The 22784-nt window shown below is 58.4% G+C and carries 16 protein-coding genes; 11 read left to right on the forward strand and 5 right to left on the reverse strand.

Translation table 11 applies throughout. The features are described 5' to 3' along the window. Positions 1-151: 151 nt before the first annotated feature. The 4 genes from Q0J81_RS00620 to Q0J81_RS00635 form a co-directional block, all read right to left on the reverse strand. Entirely contained in the window at positions 152-769 is a 618-nt protein-coding gene (locus Q0J81_RS00620; RefSeq protein ID WP_294445454.1) for a phosphatase PAP2 family protein, read from the reverse strand. Positions 770-866: 97 nt separating this feature from the next. After that, positions 867-1649 (reverse strand): tRNA 2-thiocytidine biosynthesis TtcA family protein, encoded by a 783-nt coding sequence (locus tag Q0J81_RS00625; protein WP_294445455.1) that lies wholly within the window; start codon positions 1647-1649, stop codon positions 867-869. A gap of 292 nt (positions 1650-1941) precedes the next feature. Beyond that, positions 1942-3477, reverse strand: a complete 1536-nt coding sequence (locus tag Q0J81_RS00630; RefSeq protein ID WP_294445456.1) for a M17 family metallopeptidase — start codon at positions 3475-3477, stop codon at positions 1942-1944. 70 nt (positions 3478-3547) lie between these two features. After that, positions 3548-4390, reverse strand: a complete 843-nt coding sequence (locus tag Q0J81_RS00635) for a pseudouridine synthase (RefSeq protein ID WP_294445457.1) — start codon at positions 4388-4390, stop codon at positions 3548-3550. A 165-nt stretch (positions 4391-4555) separates the two neighbouring features. Between Q0J81_RS00635 and Q0J81_RS00640 the strand changes: the two genes are divergently transcribed. From Q0J81_RS00640 to Q0J81_RS00660, 5 genes are all read left to right on the forward strand, one after another. After that, complete coding sequence (locus Q0J81_RS00640) at positions 4556-5215, forward strand: lysophospholipid acyltransferase family protein (RefSeq protein WP_294445458.1); 660 nt, start codon at positions 4556-4558, stop codon at positions 5213-5215. Beyond that, positions 5212-6105 carry a lysophospholipid acyltransferase family protein gene (locus Q0J81_RS00645; protein WP_294445459.1) on the forward strand — a complete coding sequence of 298 codons (894 nt, stop codon included), beginning with the start codon at positions 5212-5214 and terminating at the stop codon, positions 6103-6105. Before Q0J81_RS00640 ends, Q0J81_RS00645 begins: the two co-directional genes overlap by 4 nt. A gap of 190 nt (positions 6106-6295) precedes the next feature. Next, complete coding sequence (locus tag Q0J81_RS00650; RefSeq protein ID WP_294445460.1) at positions 6296-8194, forward strand: TRAP transporter fused permease subunit; 1899 nt, start codon at positions 6296-6298, stop codon at positions 8192-8194. Positions 8195-8218: 24 nt separating this feature from the next. Next, positions 8219-9070 (forward strand): amidohydrolase family protein, encoded by an 852-nt coding sequence (locus tag Q0J81_RS00655; RefSeq protein ID WP_294445461.1) that lies wholly within the window; start codon positions 8219-8221, stop codon positions 9068-9070. Position 9071: 1 nt separating this feature from the next. Further along, a complete protein-coding gene (locus Q0J81_RS00660) occupies positions 9072-10061 on the forward strand; it encodes a TAXI family TRAP transporter solute-binding subunit (RefSeq protein WP_294445462.1) in 990 nt (329 codons plus the stop codon). A 227-nt stretch (positions 10062-10288) separates the two neighbouring features. Here the strand turns inward: Q0J81_RS00660 and Q0J81_RS00665 are convergent, their stop codons facing one another. After that, the gene (locus Q0J81_RS00665; protein ID WP_294445463.1) at positions 10289-12232 is read right to left on the reverse strand and encodes a sigma 54-interacting transcriptional regulator; all 1944 of its coding nucleotides are present in this window, start codon (positions 12230-12232) and stop codon (positions 10289-10291) included. 200 nt (positions 12233-12432) lie between these two features. Here Q0J81_RS00665 and Q0J81_RS00670 point away from each other — a divergent pair, with 200 nt between their 5' ends. The 6 genes from Q0J81_RS00670 (at position 12433) to Q0J81_RS00695 (ending at position 22642) form a co-directional block, all read left to right on the forward strand. Continuing rightward, complete coding sequence (locus Q0J81_RS00670; protein ID WP_294445465.1) at positions 12433-14349, forward strand: NAD(P)/FAD-dependent oxidoreductase; 1917 nt, start codon at positions 12433-12435, stop codon at positions 14347-14349. 819 nt (positions 14350-15168) lie between these two features. Then, on the forward strand, positions 15169-17070 hold the full coding sequence (locus Q0J81_RS00675) for a TRAP transporter permease (protein ID WP_294445466.1): 1902 nt from the start codon (positions 15169-15171) through the stop codon (positions 17068-17070). Positions 17071-17108: 38 nt separating this feature from the next. Continuing rightward, positions 17109-18095 carry a TAXI family TRAP transporter solute-binding subunit gene (locus tag Q0J81_RS00680; protein WP_294445467.1) on the forward strand — a complete coding sequence of 329 codons (987 nt, stop codon included), beginning with the start codon at positions 17109-17111 and terminating at the stop codon, positions 18093-18095. Between the two features lie 250 nt (positions 18096-18345). Beyond that, on the forward strand, positions 18346-19197 hold the full coding sequence (locus Q0J81_RS00685; RefSeq protein WP_294445468.1) for an amidohydrolase family protein: 852 nt from the start codon (positions 18346-18348) through the stop codon (positions 19195-19197). A 61-nt stretch (positions 19198-19258) separates the two neighbouring features. Further along, entirely contained in the window at positions 19259-20575 is a 1317-nt protein-coding gene (locus Q0J81_RS00690) for an MFS transporter (protein ID WP_294445469.1), read from the forward strand. 3 nt (positions 20576-20578) lie between these two features. Further along, the gene (locus tag Q0J81_RS00695; protein WP_294445470.1) at positions 20579-22642 is read left to right on the forward strand and encodes an FAD-dependent oxidoreductase; all 2064 of its coding nucleotides are present in this window, start codon (positions 20579-20581) and stop codon (positions 22640-22642) included. Positions 22643-22784 lie beyond the last annotated feature (142 nt).

Raw genomic sequence — 22784 nt, forward strand, 5'->3', positions numbered from 1 at the left:
GGGCTACAAGGACTCGAACCTTGATTATCGGAGCCAGAATCCGACGTCCTGCCAATTGAACGATAGCCCATCAGCGAAAAAGGAATTTATCAGAATCCCCGGGGATGTCAATAGATTCCCCGGGGAAATTTAAATTTTTTTCACCAACGTTCTAGCCGAGCCGCCTGTGAGAGGAAAAACGTATGATAATCAAATGACATATCCACCATACGGCAATAACTGAGACAAGACCTATGAGCCAGCCCACAATCACGTCGAATGGATAATTCTTGCCGACGTATACCTGAGAGAATCCCACGCAGAACGGCAGCAGAAACACCCACGGATTGGAACGATAAAAAAGCAGGGAAAGAACCACGGCCACGGCCATGCAGGCCGCCGAGGGAGAGGAAGGCATGGAACCACCGAGGCCTCTGGTTTCCGTGGTGTTTTCGTCAATGACCAGCCACTGATCACTGGCGGAATCATAGTAGTTGGTACCCATGACAACCTGGCAGGGACGTTCCCGGTCTATGGAAGACTTCAGGGCACTGGTGGTAACGTCGGTCACGCCCACGGAAAGCCCCATGAGAAGTACCAGCATGAGCACGCGACCTACCGGTTCCAGGGAGCTGCGCCAGCAGTGAACGGCATACACGACAACGCATATCAGAGCGCCCACCCACATGAGCCAAACCTGAGAAAACAGAGGAACAATAAAATTGAATACGGCATTGTGCGCCGACATATTGATGACTTCAAACAGGGACTGGTCGATGATCTGAAACATAGAAGGCCTCTTGCATTCGATGAAAATTCCGCGCGAGCAAAAAAAAGCGGGCGGCCAATCCGCCGCAATGATACGGGCACGGCCCGCACAGGTCCGCCTACTTTATGCCGCCCCCGGCGTTTCCGTCAATCAGGCCGCCCGACCTGTTCTGTTCCCACTGCCAGCGGGCAAGTCCGTTATAAATATTCTTGCGTCTCACCTTGCTGCCCGCGCAGATGGCATCAAGCACTTCCATCATGTCGGCGCGTTTCGTCTTTCCTGCCGAGGGGCAGGGATTGGAGAACACGGGAAGCTCCCACTGTCTTGCCGCGCGCACGATTTCCGCCTTGGACAGCAGCATGAGCGGACGTATGACCTGAAGAGCTCCGCCGAAAAAAGGTTCGTTCATGCTCATGCCCGCCACCTTGCCGGTCTGCACGAGATTCATGAGAAAGTTGGACACCAGGTCGTCGTTGTTGTGTCCGAAGGCAAGATGCGTGAGATGATATTCCCGGCAGAGCGTGAACAGGCGCTTACGGCGCAGCCTTGCACAGTAGAAACATGCGGAATTCCTCAAATTTTCTTCCGAGTGTCCGCGAGGCCCGTAGTCCGTCACTTCCAGATGACCGGCTATGCCCTCCCTGGTCAGCCAGTCGGCCAGCGGAGCATGATTGGCCGGATCAAACCCCGGATTGAGATGAATCGCCATGATCTCGAAAGGAAAGGGAACGATGCGCTGACGAATCTGCAGCACCTTGAGCATGACGAAACTGTCGACGCCTCCAGAGACGGCCACGCCCACACGCGCGCCGGGACGCAGCATGCCCGTGGACTGCATGGCCTTGCCCGCAGCCTTCACGCATACCTGCTGAGCATAGCTGAGCTTGCTTATGCGGCTCACTTTTTCTCCCTGTGTTCCGGGCCGAAGCCCGGGTTTGAATTCCGCAGGCCCGAACATGAGCGACCGAAACGCCCCAGAGCAACAGACCCTTTCCCGAAAATTTCCCCGTGTCTTTCGGGCATGACTACGGGCGGCCCCTTTGTTTCGAAAAAGGCCGCCTGGCGACGGACGAAAAGGCGACGACTTGAGTACGGCCTTTTGCCGTCATGAAACACTGTCTGTACGACGGCGCCTGAGCGCCGTCGTACCCGCCTGCCGAAAGCACGGTCTCGCACGTTCCGTCAGACGACGCTTACTGAAGAATCTCGCCTTCATCATCCCATACGGCGCTCAGCATGGTGCGCACGCCAAATCCCGTCGCTCCCTTGGCGTTGATGGGATTTTCGGCGTTGTCCGCAGAGGCCATGTCGATGTGGGCCCAGCGAATGCCCTCCTTCACGAACTGCTGGAGAAAAACTGCGGCGTTGATGGCTCCGCCCTCGCGGCGACCGGAGTTCACCATGTCGGCGCACGGGCTTTTCAGCGAGGCAAGTCCCGCGTCCGTCCACAGCGGCAGACGCCAGTTCCGCTCGCCGAGATTCATTCCGGCCTCATGCAGCAGAGCGGCCAGGGCGTCGTCGGAAGAAAAGAGTCCTGCGGCATCCATGCCGAGAGCCACGGCGCAGGCTCCGGTAAGCGTGGCTATGTCGATGAGCCGGAACGGTGCGTACATCGCCTGCGCCCAGCAGAGCGCATCGGCAAGCACGAGCCTTCCCTCGGCGTCAGTGTTCACGATTTCCACGGACTTGCCGTTTTTGGCAATCACGATATCGCCGGGACGCGTGGCATGACCGCCGGGCATATTTTCCGCACAGGCCATGATGCCCACCACTGGACGCTTGGGCGCACGCGAGGAAGCAAGACGTCCCAGCGCTTCCATGACGCCGAGCACGGCAGCCGCTCCGGACATGTCACCCTTCATTTCCTCCATGCCCTTGGCGGGCTTGAGGCTGATGCCGCCGGAATCAAAGCACAGGCCCTTACCTACAAGAACTACGGGCTCACGTCCCTCAGCGCCGCGGGGGACGTACTCCATCACGGCCATGCGCGGCTCTTCGGCCGAACCCCGGGCCACGGCGAGATAGGCGTTCATGCCCTCATTCTCAAGGTCGGAAGGACCGAGCACCCGCAGCGTCATGCCGTATTTGACGGATACCTCCCGGGCTTTTTCAGCAAAGGCGGAAGGCGTCATGACATTGGCCGGATCGTTGGCCGCGTCGCGGGCGACCATGATGCCGGCGGCCTCAGCTTCGGCCATTCTCGCCGCCGCGCGCACGCCGTCCTCCACGAATTCGCCCTCCAGCATGAGCGCCAGCCAGCGAGGATCATCGTGTCTGCTCTTTTCGCTCTTCCAGCGGTCATAGCGATACAGGGCAAGGAATGCGGCAATCACGGCCTCGCGCGTCAGATCCTCCAGAGCCACGCCCATCGTTTCCGCCACGCGGGCAAGCGACGCACCGTCAATACCGATGGTGGCAAGATCATACTCACGGCAGAGACGGACCGCTCTGCCCACGGCATAGCGGAACACGGTCAGATCCGCCTTGTCCGCCCTGCCCAGTCCCGTGCCGAGCACACGGGAAATTTCCATGGCCTGCGGTCCGTAGAACATGACGAGCTCATCCCTGTGCCCGCGAAAATCGCGCCATGCCGGGGCGATGCCCAGCCAGAGCGCGCTCTGGGAAAGAACAGGACAGGCCTCTTCCACGCCCTCGCCCTCAAAAACGAACGTGATGACCGCATCGGCCTTCCAGCGGGAAGGTCCGCCGGTCTGAAATCTAATATCCATGCGACTACCTCAATAACTCATTATTAATGAAACCGGTCCGTCGGAATCGAAAAGCGCGGAACCGTAAACATCATGAATGCGGACGACGGCGTGTCCGGCGCTGGTCTGAAGGCGGCAGGCCCTTTGTCATGCCGCGGTTCTCCCCCGCTCTTTCCGTGTCCAGTCCCACGGCACGCCGCAGGGCCGACACCTCGGCGTCCGAGAGCGGACGCACGCTGCCCGGCGCGAGAGTGCCGAGCTCAAGAGGGCCTTCCTTCACCCTTTTCAGTCGAAGAACAGTAAAGCCCACGTCGCGGCACATGCGGCGTATCTGACGGTTGAGCCCCTGATGCAACACCATTTCCAGAAGTACTCCGCGCCCTGAAGACGACAAAACCCTCACCTCTACCGGCGCCAGCCTGTCGCCTTCCGCAAGAGTCATGCCCCGGCGCATGAGAGAAAGCGCCGCGGATACCGAAGCCTCTCCGCGCTCCGGACGGACAAGAACATGGTACACCTTGGACAGATGCCAGCGCGGATGGGTAAGTCTGTGCGCAAGCTCCCCGTCATCGGTGACAAGAAGCAGTCCTTCGGAAAAGAAGTCGAGCCTGCCTACGGGAAAAAGTCGCCGCCGGTTCCACGGCTCGGGCACGAGATCAAGCACAGTTTCCCGCCCTTCTGGATCGCTGGCCGTGGACACGACGCGCACGGGCTTGTTGAGCATGAGCCAGCAGGATTCCGCGTGCTCGTCCTTCAGCGTGACGGCCCTGCCGTCCACCGACACGACGTCGCCGGGAAGCACTCTCTGCCCCGGACTTTCCGCAGGAACACCGTTGATGCCGACTCTGCCGGCAAAAACAAGCTCGTCGGCTCTTCGACGCGAGCATACTCCGGCGTCCGCAAGAGCCTTGTTCAATCTGATACCTTCCGACACGTGCTGCATCTCCTCAATGGGGGGCCCTCTCATTCCCCCCCGGAAAAAAGTCGTCCTTCTCCACTGGAACATCGGGATAATGTGGGCTATCATACCTTCCGTCAAGAGCATTCAACAAGGCACGTCCTTTTTTCCATCACAAGAACAAGGCAAGAACGAAGAATCATGCACCTGCCCCCGACCTTTACCTCCGCGCTTTTCTCCCATCTGTATACCGCCATCTGCGCGACCCTCCGCATACAGGAGGAAAACCGCGAGGAAGTAGACGCCATTCATGCGAGGGGGGAACGTCTCATTTTCTGTCTCTGGCATGACGAGCTCTTCTCGCTCATTCCCGTATCCCGCCAGCTTCGCGTGGTCTCCATCGTCAGTCCGAGCTCGGACGGAGACATGCTGGCCCGCATTCTCGCATCCAAGAACGTGGGTGCCGTGCGGGGGTCGAGCACCCGCGGAGGCGTGCGCGCACTGCTCAGTCTGGCCCGCATGATGAAAAACGAACAAGTCCACGCCTGCATCACCGTGGACGGCCCCGCCGGGCCGCGCCACAAGACCAAGGAAGGCCCCTTTTTTCTGGCCAACCGCACCAACGGGCGCATCATGCCCGTGCGCATCTACGCGCGGCACGCGCTGCGCTTCCCCACATGGGACAAGTTTCAGGTTCCCCTGCCCTTTTCCAAAGTCATCATCCGCTTCGGGCACGCCTGGGGCGAAGGATCGAAGGAAATTCCCGACATTGAAAAGGACACCATGCTCAAGGCCGGCGCCCGCCTGGAAAAGGAACTTCACGAGCTGGCCGTGGGTCTCATCCCCGGAGTCACGGCATGACGCGCTCTGAACGCCTGCGATTTCACATACTCTGCGGAACGGGACACGCTCTGCGTCTTCTGGGCTTTCCCGGAACGACCTTCCTCGGCAACCTTATTGGCCGCATCATCTGGCGCTGCGTGCCGTCCCGCCGCCTTCTGGCCGTCTCAAACATCATGCGGCATCTCGGCATGGACAGGGTCGCCGCGGAGCGCACGGCCAAAGCGAGCTTCTGCCACACAGGCCGTTCCTTCCTGGAAATACTGCTTACCGGCAAGTTCGGCATGGATTCACCGAGGCTGCGCATAGAGTCCCCGGAACTCATGCAGAAACTGCGCGAATGCGACCGGCCCATCGTGGCGGCAACTGCCCACTATGGTTCGTGGGAGCTGCTCGCCTCCATGCTCGGTCAGCTCTACGCCCCGCCGCGCCCGCGCATGGTAGTGGTGCGTCGTTACCACGACGCGGCGGTTCAGGCCTTCATCGCCTCCTGTCGCGAGGCTACCGGAGCCGACATGATCGGACACCGGAACGCCGCCATGAGCGTCATACGGGCCCTGCACAAAAAGGGCATCGTGGCTTTCCTCGTGGATCACAACACCTCGAGCTCCGAAGCGGAATTCCTGCCCTTCCTCGGCGAAGTCGCGGCCGTGAACATGGGACCCGCCCTTCTCGCCGTACGCACAAAGGCCCTTGTGTGGCCCGTGGTGCTCATGCGCGAGGGCTCGGGCTATGTCTTCCGCCTTAAGGAACCGCTCGACACCGCCACCCTGCAGGGCACACGTGAAGAACAGATCAAACAGGCCGCACTCTTCTACACACAGGCCATAGAAGACTTCATTTGCGAAAATCCGGAACAATGGTTCTGGATGCACGACCGCTGGAAGACCAAGGAAAAACTCGAAAACTGACCATTTGGACCCGCCGCCGTCCTACATTGGACATGTCCAGTGTGCACATGTCCAAAAACAGGACACAAATGAAGGCCTCTTCCAGGCGATATGCCTGATTTTTCGGCCTGTTTCCCCAAAAATAATAGCTGGCACAATTATTGCATGAGCATTCTGGTACAATGGTACAAATTTCTCAAGGGAGTGGCTCATGGCTTTTTCATTGACAAGGGAAGGCATCAAACCCTTCGCCAAAGCTCTGGCACTGGCGCTGGCACTGTTCCAGATCTGGTTCACCTCAGGCTTCGGAGTCCTGGACGGTTCCATGATGCGCGTCGTCTTTGTGGCGTTCATCACGGCACTGATTTTCCTGTATATTCCATGCCGAAAATACAATAAGGACGAAAAGGAGCCCACATGGTGCGTGCTCCTCGACTTGTGCCTGGCCCTGCTCGCCCTGTCCGTTGCCGTGTGGTACGGCATGCATCTGGACGAAATCACGACGCGCATGCGCTACATCGACGAGGTTTCGACGTCCGCCAAGTTCTTCGGCTGCGTCACCGTGCTTCTGGTGTTTGAAATCACTCGCCGTACCACGGGCTGGGCTCTGGTCATCGTGTCCGGCATTCTGGTTCTCTACACCTTCTTCGGCGACATGCTGCCCCGCGCCGTCAAGCATACCGGCTTCGACTTCGGCACCATCGTCGAGCATCTCTTCCTGCTGAACGAAGGCGTGTACGGCATTCCGATCGGCACCGCCACCTCAACGCTGTTCGGCTTCATCATGTTCGGCACCTTCCTTGAAAAGTCCGGCATGAGCTCCATTTTCATGGATCTGGCCTGCTACCTCACCCGCAACTCGCAGGGCGGCCCGGCCAAGGTGGCCATTTTCGCCTCGGCCCTGTTCGGCACCATTTCCGGTTCCGCTTCGGCCAACGTGTACGGCACCGGCATCTTCACCATTCCGCTCATGAAGAAGGTCGGCTATCGTGCTCCCTTCGCGGGCGCCGTGGAAGCCGTGGCCTCCACCGGCGGACAGCTCATGCCCCCCGTCATGGGCACGGCCGCGTTCCTCATGGCCGACCTGTCCGGCGCCGGCTATCTGGCCGTGGCCAAGGCGGCTCTCATTCCCGCCATTCTGTACTATCTCTCCCTGCTCTTCATGATTCACTTTGAAGCCGTGAAGTACAACCTCGGCAAGCTTGATCCCGAGATGGTGCCTTCCGGCAAGAGCATTCTGCGCCGCCTGTACTACCTGCTGCCCATCGGCGTGCTCATCGCCCTGCTCGCCATGGGACGCAACGTGGTCTTCTGCGCCAACGTGGCCACGCTGAGCATCATCATCCTCGGCATGTTCCGCAAGGAAACCCGCTTCACCTTCCGCAGCTTCATTGAAGCCCTCATCGCTTCCTCCCGCGGCGCCCTCATGGTCTCCGCCTGCTGCGCCGCCTCCGGCGTCATCGTGGGCACGCTTTCGCTCACCGGCATCGGCTACAAGTTCATCAACCTCATCACCATTCTTGCCGGCGACAGCATGATCCTGCTCATGGTGATGCTCATGCTCACCAGCTTCGTGCTCGGCATGGGCGTGCCCACCACTCCGGCCTACATCGTGGTTGCCACCCTCGGTGCTCCCGCCCTCATCAAGGCCGGCGCCCCGGTGCTCGTCTCCCACATGTTCGTGTTCTACTACGCCATTCTGTCCTTCATCACGCCGCCTGTGTGCGTGGCAGCCTTTGCAGGCGCGGCCATTGCAGAAAGCAAGGCCATGGAAACAGGCTTCATAGCCATGAAGCTCGGCATCGTGGCCTTCATCGTGCCCTACATGTTCGTGTTTGAACCCGCGCTCCTCAGCATAGGTTCCACCGGCGAGATTCTCTGGGCGGCCACCAGCGCCATCGTCGGCGCCATCGCCATTGCCGGCGGCATGCAGGGATACCTTCTTGCCAACGCGACCATCATCGAGCGCATCATGCTTCTGGCTGCCGGCGTGTCCTGCATCTATCCCGGCCTGTATACCGACATGCTCGGCTTCGGCCTCCTGGCCCTCACCATCGTTCTTCAGCTGATCCGCCGCCGCTCTTCCGGAGCCCGGCCCCAGCAGGCATAACCATCTTATCAAGGAGTCTTTCTCATGATCATTGACTTCCGTATGCGTCCCCCGGCGCGGGGCTTCCTCAACATCGGCGTGTACGACAACGTGGAACGCACTGCCAAGCTGACCGCCAGCTTCTCCATGAAGCAGGCCCCCTCCGTGACCAAGAAGTCCCCCGAGCTCATGCTTCAGGAAATGGACGAAGCCGGCGTCACCATGGGCGTCATCCCCGGCCGCAACGGTCACTTCAAGGGCACCATTTCCAACGACGACATCATCAAGCTGCTCGACGACTTCCCCGGCCGCTTCGTGGGCATCGCCGGTCTGAACGCCTCCAAGAAGACGGAATCTCTGGAAGAAATCCACCGCACCGTTCTCAACGGACCGCTCAAGGGCGTGTGCATGGAACCCGGCGCGCTGGACAAGCCCATGTACGCCGACGATCCCCGCATCTACCCCATCTATGAACTGTGCGAAGAGCATCAGATTCCGATCATCCTCATGCTCGGCGGCCGCGCCGGCCCCGACATCACCTACAGCAACCCCAAGATCATCAACCGCATCGCCGCCGACTTCCCGAAGACCAACTTCATCATTTCCCACGGCGGCTGGCCCTGGGTGCAGCAGATTCTCGGCGTGTGCTTCTTCCAGAAGAACATTTATCTGTGCCCCGACATGTACCTGTTCAACTGCTCCGGCTGCATGGACTACATCATGGCGGCCAACAACTTCATGCAGGATCGCTTCCTGTACGGCTCGGCCTATCCGCTCATGCCCATCGTGGACTGCGTGAAGCACTTCAAGGGTCTGTTCAAGCCCGAAGTGCTGCCCAAGCTGCTCTGGAAGAATGCCGCGAAAGTCCTGAAGCTCAACCTTCCCGAGGAGGCATAGTATGAACTTCACCAACATCATGAAGACCCTGACTGCGGCCGCGGCCGTGGTGGCCGTGTGCGCCACTCCCGCCATTTCCAAGACCTTCACCGAGCTCAAGGCTGCGGCCTCTCCCGCCGGCGGCGCCTGGTACGTGGGCGTCGGCGCCATGGGCAAGGCCATTTCCACCCACTATCCCGACATCGACGTTGCCATCTTCCCCGGCGGCGGTCTGGCCAACGTGCTGCACGTTGACCGCGGCGCGAGCGACTTCGGCATTGCCGCCCACTCCGTCATCGTGGCTGCCGCTCAGGGCATCGAGCCCTACAAGAAGCCTGCCGAAAACGTCATGGGCATGCTCAACCTGCATGACTCCACCCTCATGCACTTCATCGTGAACAAGGCTTCCGGCATCACCTCCCTCGAGCAGATCGCCGAAAAGAAGATGCCCATCCGTATCTCCATGAGCCACACCGCCGGCAACTCCTACCTGTTCGGCCGCTGGATTCTTGAAGAATACGGCATCAGCCAGAAGAACATCACCGAATGGGGCGGCAAGATCTACACGCCTTCCACCAACGACGCGGCTGCCATGATGAAGGACGGCCAGCTCGACATCGCCCTGTGGATCGGACCCGGCGAAGCCTTCATCGTGCGCGACATGATGAACAGCGTCGACCTCGACATCCTGCCCGTGAGCGAAAAGGTCATCGAAGCCGTGCACAAGAAGTACGGCCTTGACCGCGGCGTCATTCCCGCGACCTACTACGACGGCAAGTTCGGCCACGACATCGTCACCGTGTCCGCCAGCACCGAACTCATGGTCAACAAGAACGTGCCCGAAGACACCGTCTACAAGCTCGTGAAGGCCATCTGCGAAAGCCGCGACGACATCGTCATCGCCAGCCCCTTCTGGAAGAGCTTCACCGCCAAGGAAGCCGGCACCGGCCTTGCCGTTCCGCTGCATCCCGGCGCGGCCAAGTACTACAAGGAAATGGGCTACATCAAGTAAGCCTGTCTGAACAGACATCATGACAAAGGGCGGTCCCTTCGGGGGCCGCCCTTTTTTCTGTCCGCGGGAAGAGCTCCCCGGCATCTGCACGATTCCCGCCTCAAGACGGAAACGTACGTCCACATGCTCCGCCCGAACGAAACTCAGCCGCTTGCCTCACGGACAGGCAGCCCGAAAAAGCAGGTACATCCGCCTCGTGACGGACGGACCATCCGGATTTTCCGCGTTCAGCGGCATTCACTCGGCGAAATGCCGAACTTCTTCATTTTCACGTACAGGCCGCTCCGGGAAATGCCGAGCTTCTGCGCCGTCGCCCGTATGTTGCCGCCGCAGTCCTGAAGCACCCTGAGAATGCTTTCCCGCTCCTGCATTTCCAGAAATCCCGGCGCGGAGGCGGATTTTCCCGAAGAAGGACCGCCGGACGAACCATTAATGATGTTGAAAGGTACGGAATCCACGTCGATGAGGCCGGAATCGGGAGCCATGTACACCATGCGCTCCACGGTATTTTCGAGCTCCCGCACGTTGCCGGGCCAGGAATACCCCTCAAGTATTCTCAGCACGTTCTCGGTCATGCGCAGTTCCGGATTGTTCTGCGTCATCATGAAGTGGGCAAGGAAATGCTGCGTCAGCAGCCGTATGTCCGACCGCCGCTCTCTGAGCGGAGGAATGTTCAGCGAAACCACGTTGAGACGGTAGTAAAGATCTTCGCGGAACGACTTCTCCCGTATGGACTCCTGAAGATTGCGGTTGGTGGCGGCAATGACGCGCACGTTGACCTGACGGGTATACTTGCTGCCCACGCGCGTGACCTCGCCGTTCTGCAGAAGACGCAGCAGAGAAACCTGCGCATCCATGGGCATTTCCCCTATCTCATCAAGAAAAATGGTGCCGTTGTCGGCCAGCTCGAACTTGCCGGGCTTACCCAGACGGCTCGCTCCGGTAAACGCCCCCTCGTCGTAGCCGAACAGCTCGCTCTGCACCAGCTCGCGGGGGAGCGCGCCGCAGTTCACGGTAATGAAGGCTCCCGTGGCACGGCTGCTGGCGTTGTGCATGGACTGGGCAAAAAGTTCCTTGCCCGTGCCGCTTTCGCCGAGAATAAGGGTAGTGGCATCGCTCTTGGCCGCCTTTCTCGCCATCTGAATGACGTTCTGCAGCGCGGGAGACGCTCCTACGATGTGGTTGAACGTGAACACGGCCTTGGCACCCGTGACGCGCGCCGCCGACTCCTTGATTCTTTTCACTTCCCGCAGCGTGACCACACGGCTCCCGCCCTCTTCGGTACAGGATACCGAAAGCATGCAGCTCAACGTCCCGGTCCGAAGCTGCAGCAGAGCTTCCTGATCCATGAAGCTCGCCTTCTCCGACAAAATGGCGCGCAATATGTCCTTGGAAAGGATGACGTCGCTGATCCGCTTTGCACCGTTCTGACTGGAAATCGACAGCATCTGCTGCGCCTTCTTGTTGATGAAGCGGATGACGCCGTCGGCGTCGAGGACTACCAGTCCCTCGTCCATCATCTCAAAGATGACGCGCTGCTCCTCCAGAAGAAAATGAAGCCGAAGCTGCTCGGAAATGGCATAGGCGGCGCTGTCGATCATGCCCTGAGTATGGGTATGAAACATATCCCACGGAAGAGTGACGTTGAGCACGCCCACAAGCTCGTGCTTGGTGTTCCATATGGGCGCCGCCGCACAGAACCAGTTGTGCAGCATCCGGCAGTAATGCTCTGCCGCCCAGGTTTCCACAGGTCTTTTTTCCACAAGACATATGTTGATGGCGTTGCTGCCGGAAGAACTTTCCAGCGCTATGCTGCCCGGCTCGATGTTGGGTATGGGATAGCTTTTCTTCTCGTCCCTCAGACAGGAAAGAATGACGCCGTTGGCATCGGAAATGGAAATGATGCTTCCCGATGAACTTATGGGATTGTAAAGACGTTCCATGATGCCCCGGGCGATGCGTATGAGCAGGGCGTTCTTGCGAAGCGTCTTTTCCAGCTCTTCGGGAGAGAGTCTGCGCCGGCTGCCCTCATCGGGATCCACATGAAGAAGGCGGCAGCGCTGCCACGAGCGCAGTATGCTCGGGGATATGACGGATTCATCCACCGGCTGACCATTCTGGAAGCGTTCCCACTCCCGATAAATGCTTTCCCTGTTGCGCTGGCTGTTCATGCGGACTCCTTTTTGAGTTGTCAGGACAGGATACACGCAACCCTTGGACATGTCCACAGATACATGTCCATATTTTGGTCATAAACAAAATGGCAACTCTTTGCAATCACAGGAAAAGCACTATAATTGTCCATGGCATGATTATTGCAAGTCTGCTTCCGGCACAGAGTTCGCATTTTTTCTTTCTGATGGAGCCAACCATGAAACTTTTTTCTCCCGTTCAGCTCGGTTCCCTTACGCTGAGGAACCGCATAGTCTTTCCTCCCATGTCCACCAAGTTTGCCGCCGCAGACGGCACGGTGACCGAGCGCATGATCAACTACTATGAGGCGCGTGCCATGGGCGGGGCCGGTCTTGTGACGCTGGAGGCGACCTATGTCCACCCTTCCGGCAACTCCTTTTCCCGCGGCCTCGGTCTCTCCGACGACCGCATGATTCCCGGCCTTAAAAACATGGTCTCCCGCCTGAAGAAACACGGCGCGAAGGTGTCCATCCAGCTGCAGCACGGCGGCCGGGCCGCCAATTCCGCCGCCAGCGGACAGGCCGTGCTCGTGGTCTCGTCCATTCCCGGAGTCACGTCCTACACGGATACCCGCGAAATTTCCGAAGAAGAAATCGCCATGCTCATTTCCGCATGGGGCGATGCCGCAGTCCGCGCCCGCGAAGCCGGACTGGACGCCATAGAACTGCACGGCGCGCATGGCTACCTTATCAGCCAGTTCTTCTCCCCCTACACCAACCACCGTCAGGACGCATGGGGCGGCAGTCTGGAAAACCGCATGCGTTTCGCGCTGGAAGTATACCGCGAAGTACGCCGCCGCGTAGGCGACGACTTCCCCATCACCTACCGCATGAGCGCCGTGGAAGGCCTTGCCGGGGGCATTACGCTGGAGGATTCCCAGGCCCTTTCCCGCGCTCTGGTTGCCGAAGGCATCAACGGCCTTCATGTCTCCGTGGGACTGCGCGAGACCAACTTCATGGTTTCCCCGCCTTCCTGCGTTCCCAGAGGCTGGAACGCCGACCTCTCCCGCAGCATTCGTGAAAGCGTCAACGCCGCCGTGCCCGTCATCGTTGCAGGACGCGTCACCGACGAAGACGTGGCCGAACGCATTCTGGAAGAGGAAAAGGCCGATCTCGTGGCCATGGGCCGCGCGCTCATCGCCGATCCCTTCCTGCCTGACAAGCTGCAGAACAGCCACAAGCCCGTCATCCGCTGCATTTCCTGCAATGAAGGATGCGTGGGCGGTTCCGCCCGCGGAACGGGCGTAGGCTGCGCCCTCAATCCGCTTTCCGGCATGGAAAAGGCCTACAATCTTTCTCCTGCCGCTGCCCCCAAAAAGGTCATGATCATCGGCGCCGGTCCTGCCGGCATGGAAGCGGCGCTCGTTGCCGCCAAGCGCGGGCACAAGGTCACGCTGGTGGAAAAGGGTCCCGCTCTGGGCGGTCTGCTGGAAAGCGCCGCCCTTCCGCCCTACAAGCAGGATCTGACGCGCATCATGAATTACTATGAAAAGGCGCTCGCTCTGGCCGGCGTGCACGTTCGTCTCAATGAAGAGGCAGGCGTCGATCTCGTGAAGAGCGAAGCGCCCGATATCGTCGTTCTCGCCACCGGCAGCCAGCCCGTGTTTCCCGGCTTCTGCCGCGTGCCCGGCGCCATGACCGCATCCGACGCCCTCCACGGCGCAGACACCGGCAGCAATCCCCTCGTGCTCGGCGGCGGACTCATCGGCGCGGAGACCTCGGATCTGCTTTCCGAACAGGGCAAGCACGTCACGCTTCTGGAAATGCAGCCCGACATCGCCAAGGACATGGAAGGCAGAACCCGCCGCTATCTGCTTCTGCGTCTCAGGGAACGCAAGACCACCGTTCTCACCAGCACGCAGGTGCTGGAAATCACGCCCGAGCGCGCCGTCCGCGTCAAGGACCCCGAAGGTCTGGAACGCTGGATAGGCCCGTTCTCCTCCGTGGTGGTGGCCGTGGGCTACCGGTCCAACCGTACGCTTGCCCATGAGCTCAGCGACGCCGGCATTCCCTTCGTCACCGTGGGCGACTGCACCAGAGTCGGCAAGATCATGACCGCCATCGAGGCCGGATTCAAGGCTGCGCTCAGCTTCTAAAAAAATTGCCTTTCACAAAGGCGAAAAGCTGACGTCTTGTGAGACTGAACAACTGCCCGCTCCAGGCATAATCTCCTGAGAGGTTCATATTGTGCATATATGCACAATATGAACCTCTTCTTTTTATCAGTCTCGTTTATCCTATAAAAAGAAACACCTATCAATTATAGTATATAATATGAATTCATGTTAATACACATTAAATACCATAAATATTTCATCATAAAAACAATTCTTAGATTAAATATGATATTATATAATATTCATTATACATATTCGTAATATATAATATTAATATGTCATCATTAAACTTTTACAAATATAGTTTTATACAATAAAAATATACGTAAAAAAAATCGCTATGAATATATCTTTTTGCATAAAAATCTTTCATGTAAGCGCCTGAAAATATGATATGAAATATTTAATACAACTATATAATTATTGTTATAATGATGCCATTCATCATAATGGATGACGCCTACAAACTGATTCGAAAGCGCTGAAAACCGCACGTTCTTCCATATTTAAGATGAGGAAAAAACACACTGTTCCGTGAAGTTGGAAAGACGTTGAAAAATGCGGAACAGACACTGTGTTGTCCATATTTTGGACATGTGTAAAAAAAAAACATGTCCAAAATTTAAACACATCACCTTTTCTGCTTTCACCTTGTTGCTTCGCGCACAAACTACATTTCAATCCTTCCGACACATAATACATCAGAAAATGATTCTGGCATGTTATTTGCATAAAAAAGAACAAACAAAGTGTGGGACATCCCACTTTTTATCATTTTTCTCATGGAAGGAGTCAGATGTGAAACTCTCTGTCAACAGGGCATGTCTCAAGCCTGTGGCCTATGCCGTAGGCGTGGCGCTGGCTATTTTTCAGATACTCTTTACCGGAGGATTCTTCATCCTCGAGCCGCCTCTTCTGCGGGGCATTCACCTTTCTGCCGTCATGGTGCTGGTGTTTCTTCTGGTTCCCCCTCTCAAAAGATACAAAGGAAAGGAAGAACCTGTCATCTTCATCATCATCGATCTCCTTCTTTGCGCCGTAGCCGTAGCCATCGGCCTTTACTTCTATGTCGAGCTTGAAAATCTGCTCAACCGAATCGTCTATGTTGATGAAGTGACCAACGTCGACCTGGTACTCGGCACTGCCTGCATCCTGCTCGTTCTTGAAATAACGCGCAGGACCACGGGCTTTCCCCTGTTCTGCGTTGCGCTGGCATTTCTGCTCTATGGCCTTTTCGGCTCTTATCTGCCTGCTTCCATCGGTCATAACGGCATTGCCTACGATCGACTCATAGAAATGCAGTTCCTGCTCTCGGACGGTATTTTCGGCACCTGCCTCGCCACGGGAGCCACCATGATCTTTGCCTTCATCATGTTCGGCGCCTTCCTTGAACGCAGCAACATGAGCAGCGTGTTCATGGATCTGGCCTGTCTGCTGACCAAAAAATCCCAAGGCGGTCCTGCCAAGGTGGCCATTTTTGCTTCCGCCCTCTTCGGTACCATTTCCGGCTCTTCTCCCGCCAACGTCTACAGCACGGGCATATTCACCATCCCGCTCATGAAGAAAGTCGGATACACTCCGGCTTTTGCCGGTGCCGTTGAGGCCGTGGCTTCCACTGGCGGTCAGATCATGCCCCCGGTCATGGGAGCCGCGGCATTCATCATGGCCGACCTCACCGGACTCGGCTACCTGCCCATAGCCACCGCCGCCCTGCTGCCGGCCGTGCTCTACTACTGGGCCCTGCTCTCCATGATCCATCTTGAAGCCGTGCGCAACAATCTCGGCTATCTGCCTGCCGAGCTCGTGCCTGATGCCAAGACCGTCATCAGAAAGCTCTACTACCTGCTGCCCATCGTCATTCTCATTGCAGCGCTTTGGATGGGAAGAAGCGTCATCTCCTCCGCCTTCTTCGCCACGGCTTCCATTTTCGTGATCTCCCAGTTCAGCAAGGAAACCCGTCTCACCTTCAAGGGCGTTCTGGACGCACTGGCGCTTTCCTCCAAAAACGCTATGATGATTTCCTCATGCTGCGCAGCCGCCGGCATCATTGTGGGCGTCATCACCCTCACCGGAGTAGGCTACAAGTTCATCAGCGTCATCACGGATCTTGCCGGCAACAATCTCTTCCTCCTCATGCTGTTCCTGGCCGTCACCTGCATCATTCTCGGCATGGGCGTGCCCACGGCTCCCGCCTACGTCATCGTGGCCACGCTCGGAGCACCTGCGCTCATGAAAGCAGGCGTGCCCATGATCAGCGCCCACCTGTTCGTCTTCTACTTCGCCATTCTGTCCGTCATCACGCCTCCCGTATGCGTCACGGCCTTTGCCGGAGCAGCAATTGCAGAAGCCAATCCCATGAAGACGGGATTCGTGTCCTGCAAGCTCGGCCTTGTGGCGTTCATCATCCCTTTCATGTTCGTGTATCAGCCCGCGCTGCTGCTCATCGGATCCACCTCGGAAGTCATCATGGCCTGCGTCAGCTCCATTGTCGGCGTCATCGGCCTGGCCGCCGGTCTTCAGGGCTACCTGATCACCACGGCCAGAATATGGGAACGCCCGCTGCTTTTCATAGGCGGTCTCATGATGATTTATCCCGGCTCCTACACGGATATGCTTGGTCTGGCCATGATAGTCGTCGTTCTGCTTATGCAGGCCATACGTCGCCGTTCCTCCGGCACTCCCTCGACCAAAACAGCGTAACACAGCAAAAAGACAACCTTTTACCCCGGAGTCCCGTTATGAAGAAAGCTCTTGGTTCCATCCTGGCCGGTCTCATGCTCTGCGCCGCTCCCATGCTCGCGCCCTCCGCTCACGCCGCGGGTCTGTCCATCAATGCCACTGCCGGTCCTGTGGCCGGTACCGGCTACATAGGCATGGGCGCCCTCGGCAAGGTGTACTCCTCCACCAACGAAGGAGCCGCCGTCACCATGCTGCCCGGCAGTGACGTGTCCAACCCCATTCGTCTCCAGAGAGGAGAAGTCGACGTGGCCGTGGAAACTACCTGTCTTGCCGTATGCGCAAGAGACGGCTCTGCTCCCTTCAAAAAGCCCGTTGGCAATCTGAGCGCACTGGCCAACCTGCGCAACATCTCCCGCATGAATATCGTGGTGCGCACCGATACCGGCATCACTTCCCTTGATCAGCTCAAGGCGGAAAAGAAGGCCATCCGTCTCGCCACCGGCCCCCGCGGCTCCGCCAGTGAAGTCATGGGCCGCTGGATTCTCGAAGAATACGGCATAACCTACAAGGACATCACCTCCTGGGGCGGCAAGCTCATTTCCAACAACTTCGGCGACGTGGCCGACATGGCAAAGGACGGACAGGTTGACATGATGTTCTGGGTCGGTCCCGGCGAAGCCTGGTTCTTCACGGATCTCATCAACAACACGCCCCTGACCTGGCTGCCTGTGAAAGACTCCGTGGCTGCCAGCGTCAAGGAAAAGTACATGCTCACGCCCACCGTGTTCAATGCCTCAGAATACAACGGAAAGATGGGGTCCGATGTTCCCGGTGTGACCACTTCTCAGGAACTGCTGGTGCGCTCCGACATATCCGAAGATGTGGCCTACCGCCTCACCAAGGCCATGTGTGAAGGCGCTGCCGAAGTAATTGCCGCCAATCCCACCTGGGGCAACTTCAAGGCCGAAACAGCCTGGGAAGGTGTGACCCACGATCTGCATCCCGGCGCCGTAAAATACTACAAGGAAAAGGGCTGGCTGAAATAAATGCCATTCCGGGCCGGATTCCGCTTCCGGCCCTTCCTTTTGCCATAAGGCTGGACACTATGGACATGTCCAGTAAACATGTCCATATTATAGACAGAAAAACACACGTGACGTATATTATAAATATAAATAATATCAAGTAATTATAATAAAATATCCATACTGGCACGATTTTTGCTTTTCTATCTTTTGTCATGGACACGGTTCATTCCGGTTCTGAACCTCAGTATTTCCAAGGAGATTATCCGCCATGATCATTGACTTTCGTCTTCGTCCCGCCACGCGCGGCTTTCTCAACATGCACATCTTCCGCAATCAGGAGCGCATCGCCCGCTGGAGCGGCAACCTCGGCATGACTCCTCCGCCTTCCGCCAAGACCGGAGACATGGCCCTCATGCTCAAGGAAATGGAAGAAGCCGGCGTCACCATGGGCGTCGTGCCCGGCCGTCAGGCCAACGCCTTCATGGGCAACGTGCCCAACGACGACATTGTGGAAATCGTGAAGGAATGGCCCGACAAGTTCATCGGCGTGGCCGGCATTGATCCCACGAACCCCACCGCCGCCATCGCCGAAATCGAACGCGTGGTGGAAAACGGCCCGCTCTGCGCCGTGGGCATGGAACCCGGCGTGCTTTCCAACCCCATATATGCCGATGACCGCCGCATCTACCCCGTGTACGAGCACTGCGCCTCCAAGGGCATCCCGGTTCTGCTCATGGGCGGCGGCGGCAACGGCCCCGACCTCAGCCACAGCAACCCCGTCATCATCGACCGCGTATGCGGCGACTTCCCGAACCTGACCATCATCAACACGCACGGCGGCTATCCCTGGGTGCAGCAGATCCTCTTTGTGGCCTTCAAGCGTCCCAACCTGTATCTGTGCCCCGACATGTATATGTTCAACGTGCCCGGCGTGAGCGATTACGTCGCCGCCGCCAACACCTTCATGCGTGACCGCATGGTCTTCGGCACCGCCTATCCCTTCATCGGCTTCAAGGACGGCGTGGAACAGTTCTGCGCCCTGCCCTTCAAGCCCGAAGTGCTGCCCGGCCTTCTCTACAAGAACGCCGCCCGCGCCCTCAAGCTCGACATCGCCGACTAATTCCCCGGGCCGTCCCCATCGGGACGGCCCTTCCCCCCTTGCATCCGGATCAGGAGCCCCTATGTCCCCAGCACAGAAGCCTGACATTCAGAAGTACGCATGGTTCCTCTTCTTTCTGCTTACTGCGTGCTACGCGCTTGTCAGCTTCTTCCGAACCTCCACGAGCACTCTTGCCGTCGACATCATGACCGACTTTGCCGTCGGCGGCGGACTCATGTCCGTCATGAGCTCGGCCTACTTCTATCCCTACGGCTTCATGCAGATACCAGCAGGCATTCTTTCCGACCGCTGGGGTTCCCGCAACACCATCACGCTCTTCATGCTTCTCGGAGCCGCCGGAACGCTGCTTTTCGCCCTTTCCACCTCCGTCACCGCGGCCACTGTGGGCCGGGTGATCATCGGCATGGGCATGGGCATGGTCTTCGTACCGTCCCTCCGGGTCTTCCTGCGCTGGTTCCCGCATCATCAGCACGTGCTCATCACCGGTCTCATTCTTTCTCTTGGCTCCGGCGGCATGCTGCTTGCCACGTGGCCACTCATGAAGCTCGCTCAGTTCACGGGCTGGCGCGGAAGCATGCTGCTTGCCGCCGTCGTCACGGTATGCATGAGCGTTGCCGTATGGATATGGACGCGCAACACGCCCGAAGAAAAATTCGGCAGCAACATAGACCTCCCCGACAGACTGCCCGTTGCTCCTGCGGGGCACAAAAGCCAGCCCATCGGCAAGGTCATGTCCTACATTGTGCGCAAACCCGCCTACTGGGCCATCTCCGTCTGGTTCTTCTGCATCTACGGTTCCTTCTTCGCCATCACGAGCCTCTGGGCCGGTCCCTACTTCATTCAGGGCTACGGCCTGAGCAAGGACGCCGCCGGCGGCGTGCTCTTCTTCATGGCGCTCGGAGCCGTTCTCGGTCCGTCTCTTGCCGGCTTCATCGCTCAGCGAGAAACATTCTCCAAAAAATTTCTGCTCATCGTCTCGTGCGTCATTTCCATTCTTCTCGGCATTCCCCTGGTGCTTCCCACGCCCGTTCTGCCCGAACTCGTCCTTCCTGCATGGGCGCTTCTGTTCGGCATATTCTGCGGCGGTTTCGGAGGCATAGCCCTGGCCAAGATTCAGGACGAATTCCCCAGCGAGATCGTGGGAACCGCCACCGGCATGATCAACATTTACTGTTACATAGGAACCGCCCTGCTCCAGCTCGTAAGCGGCTGGATCATGGAGTGGCAGGCCCCCGGGCAGAGCTCCTATCAGCTTTCTCAGTACGCCGTCATGTTCATGCTGTTCATGACCATGTTCATCTGTGCCCTCATAGCCGTCATCTTCTGCCTGCGGTCGGAAGAACGGACGAAACACGCATACGCCACCGCCAAGGAGTGAAACATGGGTAACGCCTCATTCCCGCATCTTACTGCACCCATAACCATCAACAGCAGACTGAAGCTCCGCAACCGCATGGTCAAGGCCCCTCAGTCGAGCTGGTTCTTTGAAAAGGACGGCTCGGCCGGTCAGCGCGTGACGGACTTTTACGAAACCCTCGCCGCAGGCGGCGTAGGCCTGCTCATCGTTTCGGCCGTCACCTGGAGACCCGACCATCCCTACGGACCGTACGGCGCGCTCAGCGACGACAAATTCATACCCGGCATGAAAAATCTTGTGGACCGCGTTCACTCCCATGACTGCCCGGTCATGTGCCAGCTGCATCACGGCGGTCCCTCCGCAGCCGCGGGGCATCACGGCGGTCTGCCCGTGGGCTCCTCCTCCATAGACGTCAAGGACATTCCCAGTCCGGGCAAGGCCGTGCACGGACTCACCCGCGAGGAAATAGAAGAAGACAAGCAGCTCTATCTTGCGGCTGCCGAACGCGTAGCTGCCTGCGGTTTTGACGGCATAGAAGTCCACTGCGCCCACGGCTACTATCTGGAAAGCTTTCTGAGCCGCGTATGGAACCATCGCGACGATGAATACGGCCCCCAGAACATGGAAAACCGCACCCGCCTCATCGTGGAAATCATCACCGAGCTGCGCCGTCGTCTCGGGGCGGACTACCCCATCGGCCTTCGCATGAACGGCCATGAATGGGGCGCGAAGGGCGAGCTTACCGTGGAAGAAGCGGTGGAAGCGGCAAAAATCTTTGAAAAGGCCGGCGTCAACTACATCAGCGTGTCCGGCTACGGCTACGGCCCCCTGCCGTTCCGCTATCTGCCCGACTACTGGCCCTATCCCGAACCTGAAGAACACATGAAGCCCTACATGGACGACTACCGCGGACTCGGCCTGCTGGTTCCTGCGGCGGAAGCCATCAAGAAGGCCGTGTCCATTCCCGTCATCGCCGTGGGCCGCATGGATGAGAACAAAGGCGAAGCCGTGCTCTCTCAGGGCAAGGCCGATCTCGTGGCCTTCGGCCGTTATCTCTGGGCCGATCCCGAATTTCCCCGCAAGGTCATGGAAGGCCGCACAGACGACATCGTGCGCTGCACGCGCTGCGGCACCTGTGAAGATCCGCCGGCCGGCCGTCCCCGTCGCTGCCGCGTCAATCCTTCCATGGGCCGCGAAAGCGAACTGCGCATCACGCCCGCCGAGAAAAAGAAGAAGGTGCTCGTCATCGGCGGCGGACCTGCCGGCATGGAGACCGCCCGCGTGGCCGCTCTTCGCGGACACCAGGTCATTCTGTGCGAAAGGAACCGGGCTCTCGGCGGCAAGCTCCCGCTTGCGTCCATGATCAAGGGCTCCGACGTGGAAGACATCCGCTCCATCGTACCCTACCTTACGGGACAGCTCGCCAAGCTGCCCGTGGACATTCGTCTCAACACCGCCGTGGACGCCGACTATGTTCGTCGTGAAGCTCCCGACGCCGTGGTCATTGCCACCGGCGGCCTCTATACCCTGCCCGAACTGCCCGGCGTAAACGGCAGAAACGTGACCGGCGTGAATTCCCTGAGCAAGCAGGTCAAGCTGCCCCTCGTGGTGTTCGGTCCCGACCTGCTGCACAAGCTGACCAAGATTTTCCTGCCCATCGGCAGACGCGTAGTCATCGTCGGGGGCAAAATCGAAGGCGTACAGGGAGCCATCTTCCTCAACAAGCGCGGCCGCGAAGTGTGCGTGCTTGAAGACGGCGCGGAACTCGGCAAGGGCATTCCGCCCCGCTACATGGACAGAGTGCGCCCCTGGTTCCAGAAGCGCGGCATTTCCGCCTTCACGGAAGTGACCTTCAAGGAAATCACCTCCAAGGGCGTCATGTATGTAGACAAGGAAGGCAAGGAACATCTGGCCGAAGGCGACACCGTCATGGTGCTCACCTCGCAGAAGCCTGATCTCTCCCTCAAGAACCGCCTGGAAGGCATCGTATCAGAAATCCACATGGCCGGTTCCGTCAACGGCGCCGATGTGGGCAGCCTCATCGTCGACGCCATGGAAAACGGCCGCAGCATAGGCTGCAAGCTCTAACAGACCCTCGAAAGCGGTCCATGCCTACCTCCTGCCCGGACCGCTCATCCCCGAAAAGGGGAGAAAACCGGAGTCTTCCCGCAGCACGCCTTCGGTTTTCTCCCCTTCCACAGACGGCAGACGGCGCTCTCTGTCATCCCCC

It is taken from the genome of uncultured Mailhella sp., from assembly GCF_944324575.1.
Classification (GTDB): Bacteria; Desulfobacterota; Desulfovibrionia; order Desulfovibrionales; family Desulfovibrionaceae; genus Mailhella.

Coding starts and splice junctions, on each gene's coding strand:
- Q0J81_RS00620 (WP_294445454.1), bottom strand. CDS start 769: ATGTTTCAGATCATCGACCAGTCCCTGTTTGAAGTCATCAATATGTCG.
- Q0J81_RS00690 (WP_294445469.1), top strand. CDS start 19,259: ATGTCCCCAGCACAGAAGCCTGACATTCAGAAGTACGCATGGTTCCTC.
- Q0J81_RS00685 (WP_294445468.1), top strand. CDS start 18,346: ATGATCATTGACTTTCGTCTTCGTCCCGCCACGCGCGGCTTTCTCAAC.
- Q0J81_RS00640 (WP_294445458.1), top strand. CDS start 4,556: ATGCACCTGCCCCCGACCTTTACCTCCGCGCTTTTCTCCCATCTGTAT.
- Q0J81_RS00630 (WP_294445456.1), bottom strand. CDS start 3,477: ATGGATATTAGATTTCAGACCGGCGGACCTTCCCGCTGGAAGGCCGAT.
- Q0J81_RS00660 (WP_294445462.1), top strand. CDS start 9,072: ATGAACTTCACCAACATCATGAAGACCCTGACTGCGGCCGCGGCCGTG.
- Q0J81_RS00695 (WP_294445470.1), top strand. CDS start 20,579: ATGGGTAACGCCTCATTCCCGCATCTTACTGCACCCATAACCATCAAC.
- Q0J81_RS00650 (WP_294445460.1), top strand. CDS start 6,296: ATGGCTTTTTCATTGACAAGGGAAGGCATCAAACCCTTCGCCAAAGCT.
- Q0J81_RS00645 (WP_294445459.1), top strand. CDS start 5,212: ATGACGCGCTCTGAACGCCTGCGATTTCACATACTCTGCGGAACGGGA.
- Q0J81_RS00655 (WP_294445461.1), top strand. CDS start 8,219: ATGATCATTGACTTCCGTATGCGTCCCCCGGCGCGGGGCTTCCTCAAC.
- Q0J81_RS00665 (WP_294445463.1), bottom strand. CDS start 12,232: ATGAACAGCCAGCGCAACAGGGAAAGCATTTATCGGGAGTGGGAACGC.
- Q0J81_RS00680 (WP_294445467.1), top strand. CDS start 17,109: ATGAAGAAAGCTCTTGGTTCCATCCTGGCCGGTCTCATGCTCTGCGCC.
- Q0J81_RS00670 (WP_294445465.1), top strand. CDS start 12,433: ATGAAACTTTTTTCTCCCGTTCAGCTCGGTTCCCTTACGCTGAGGAAC.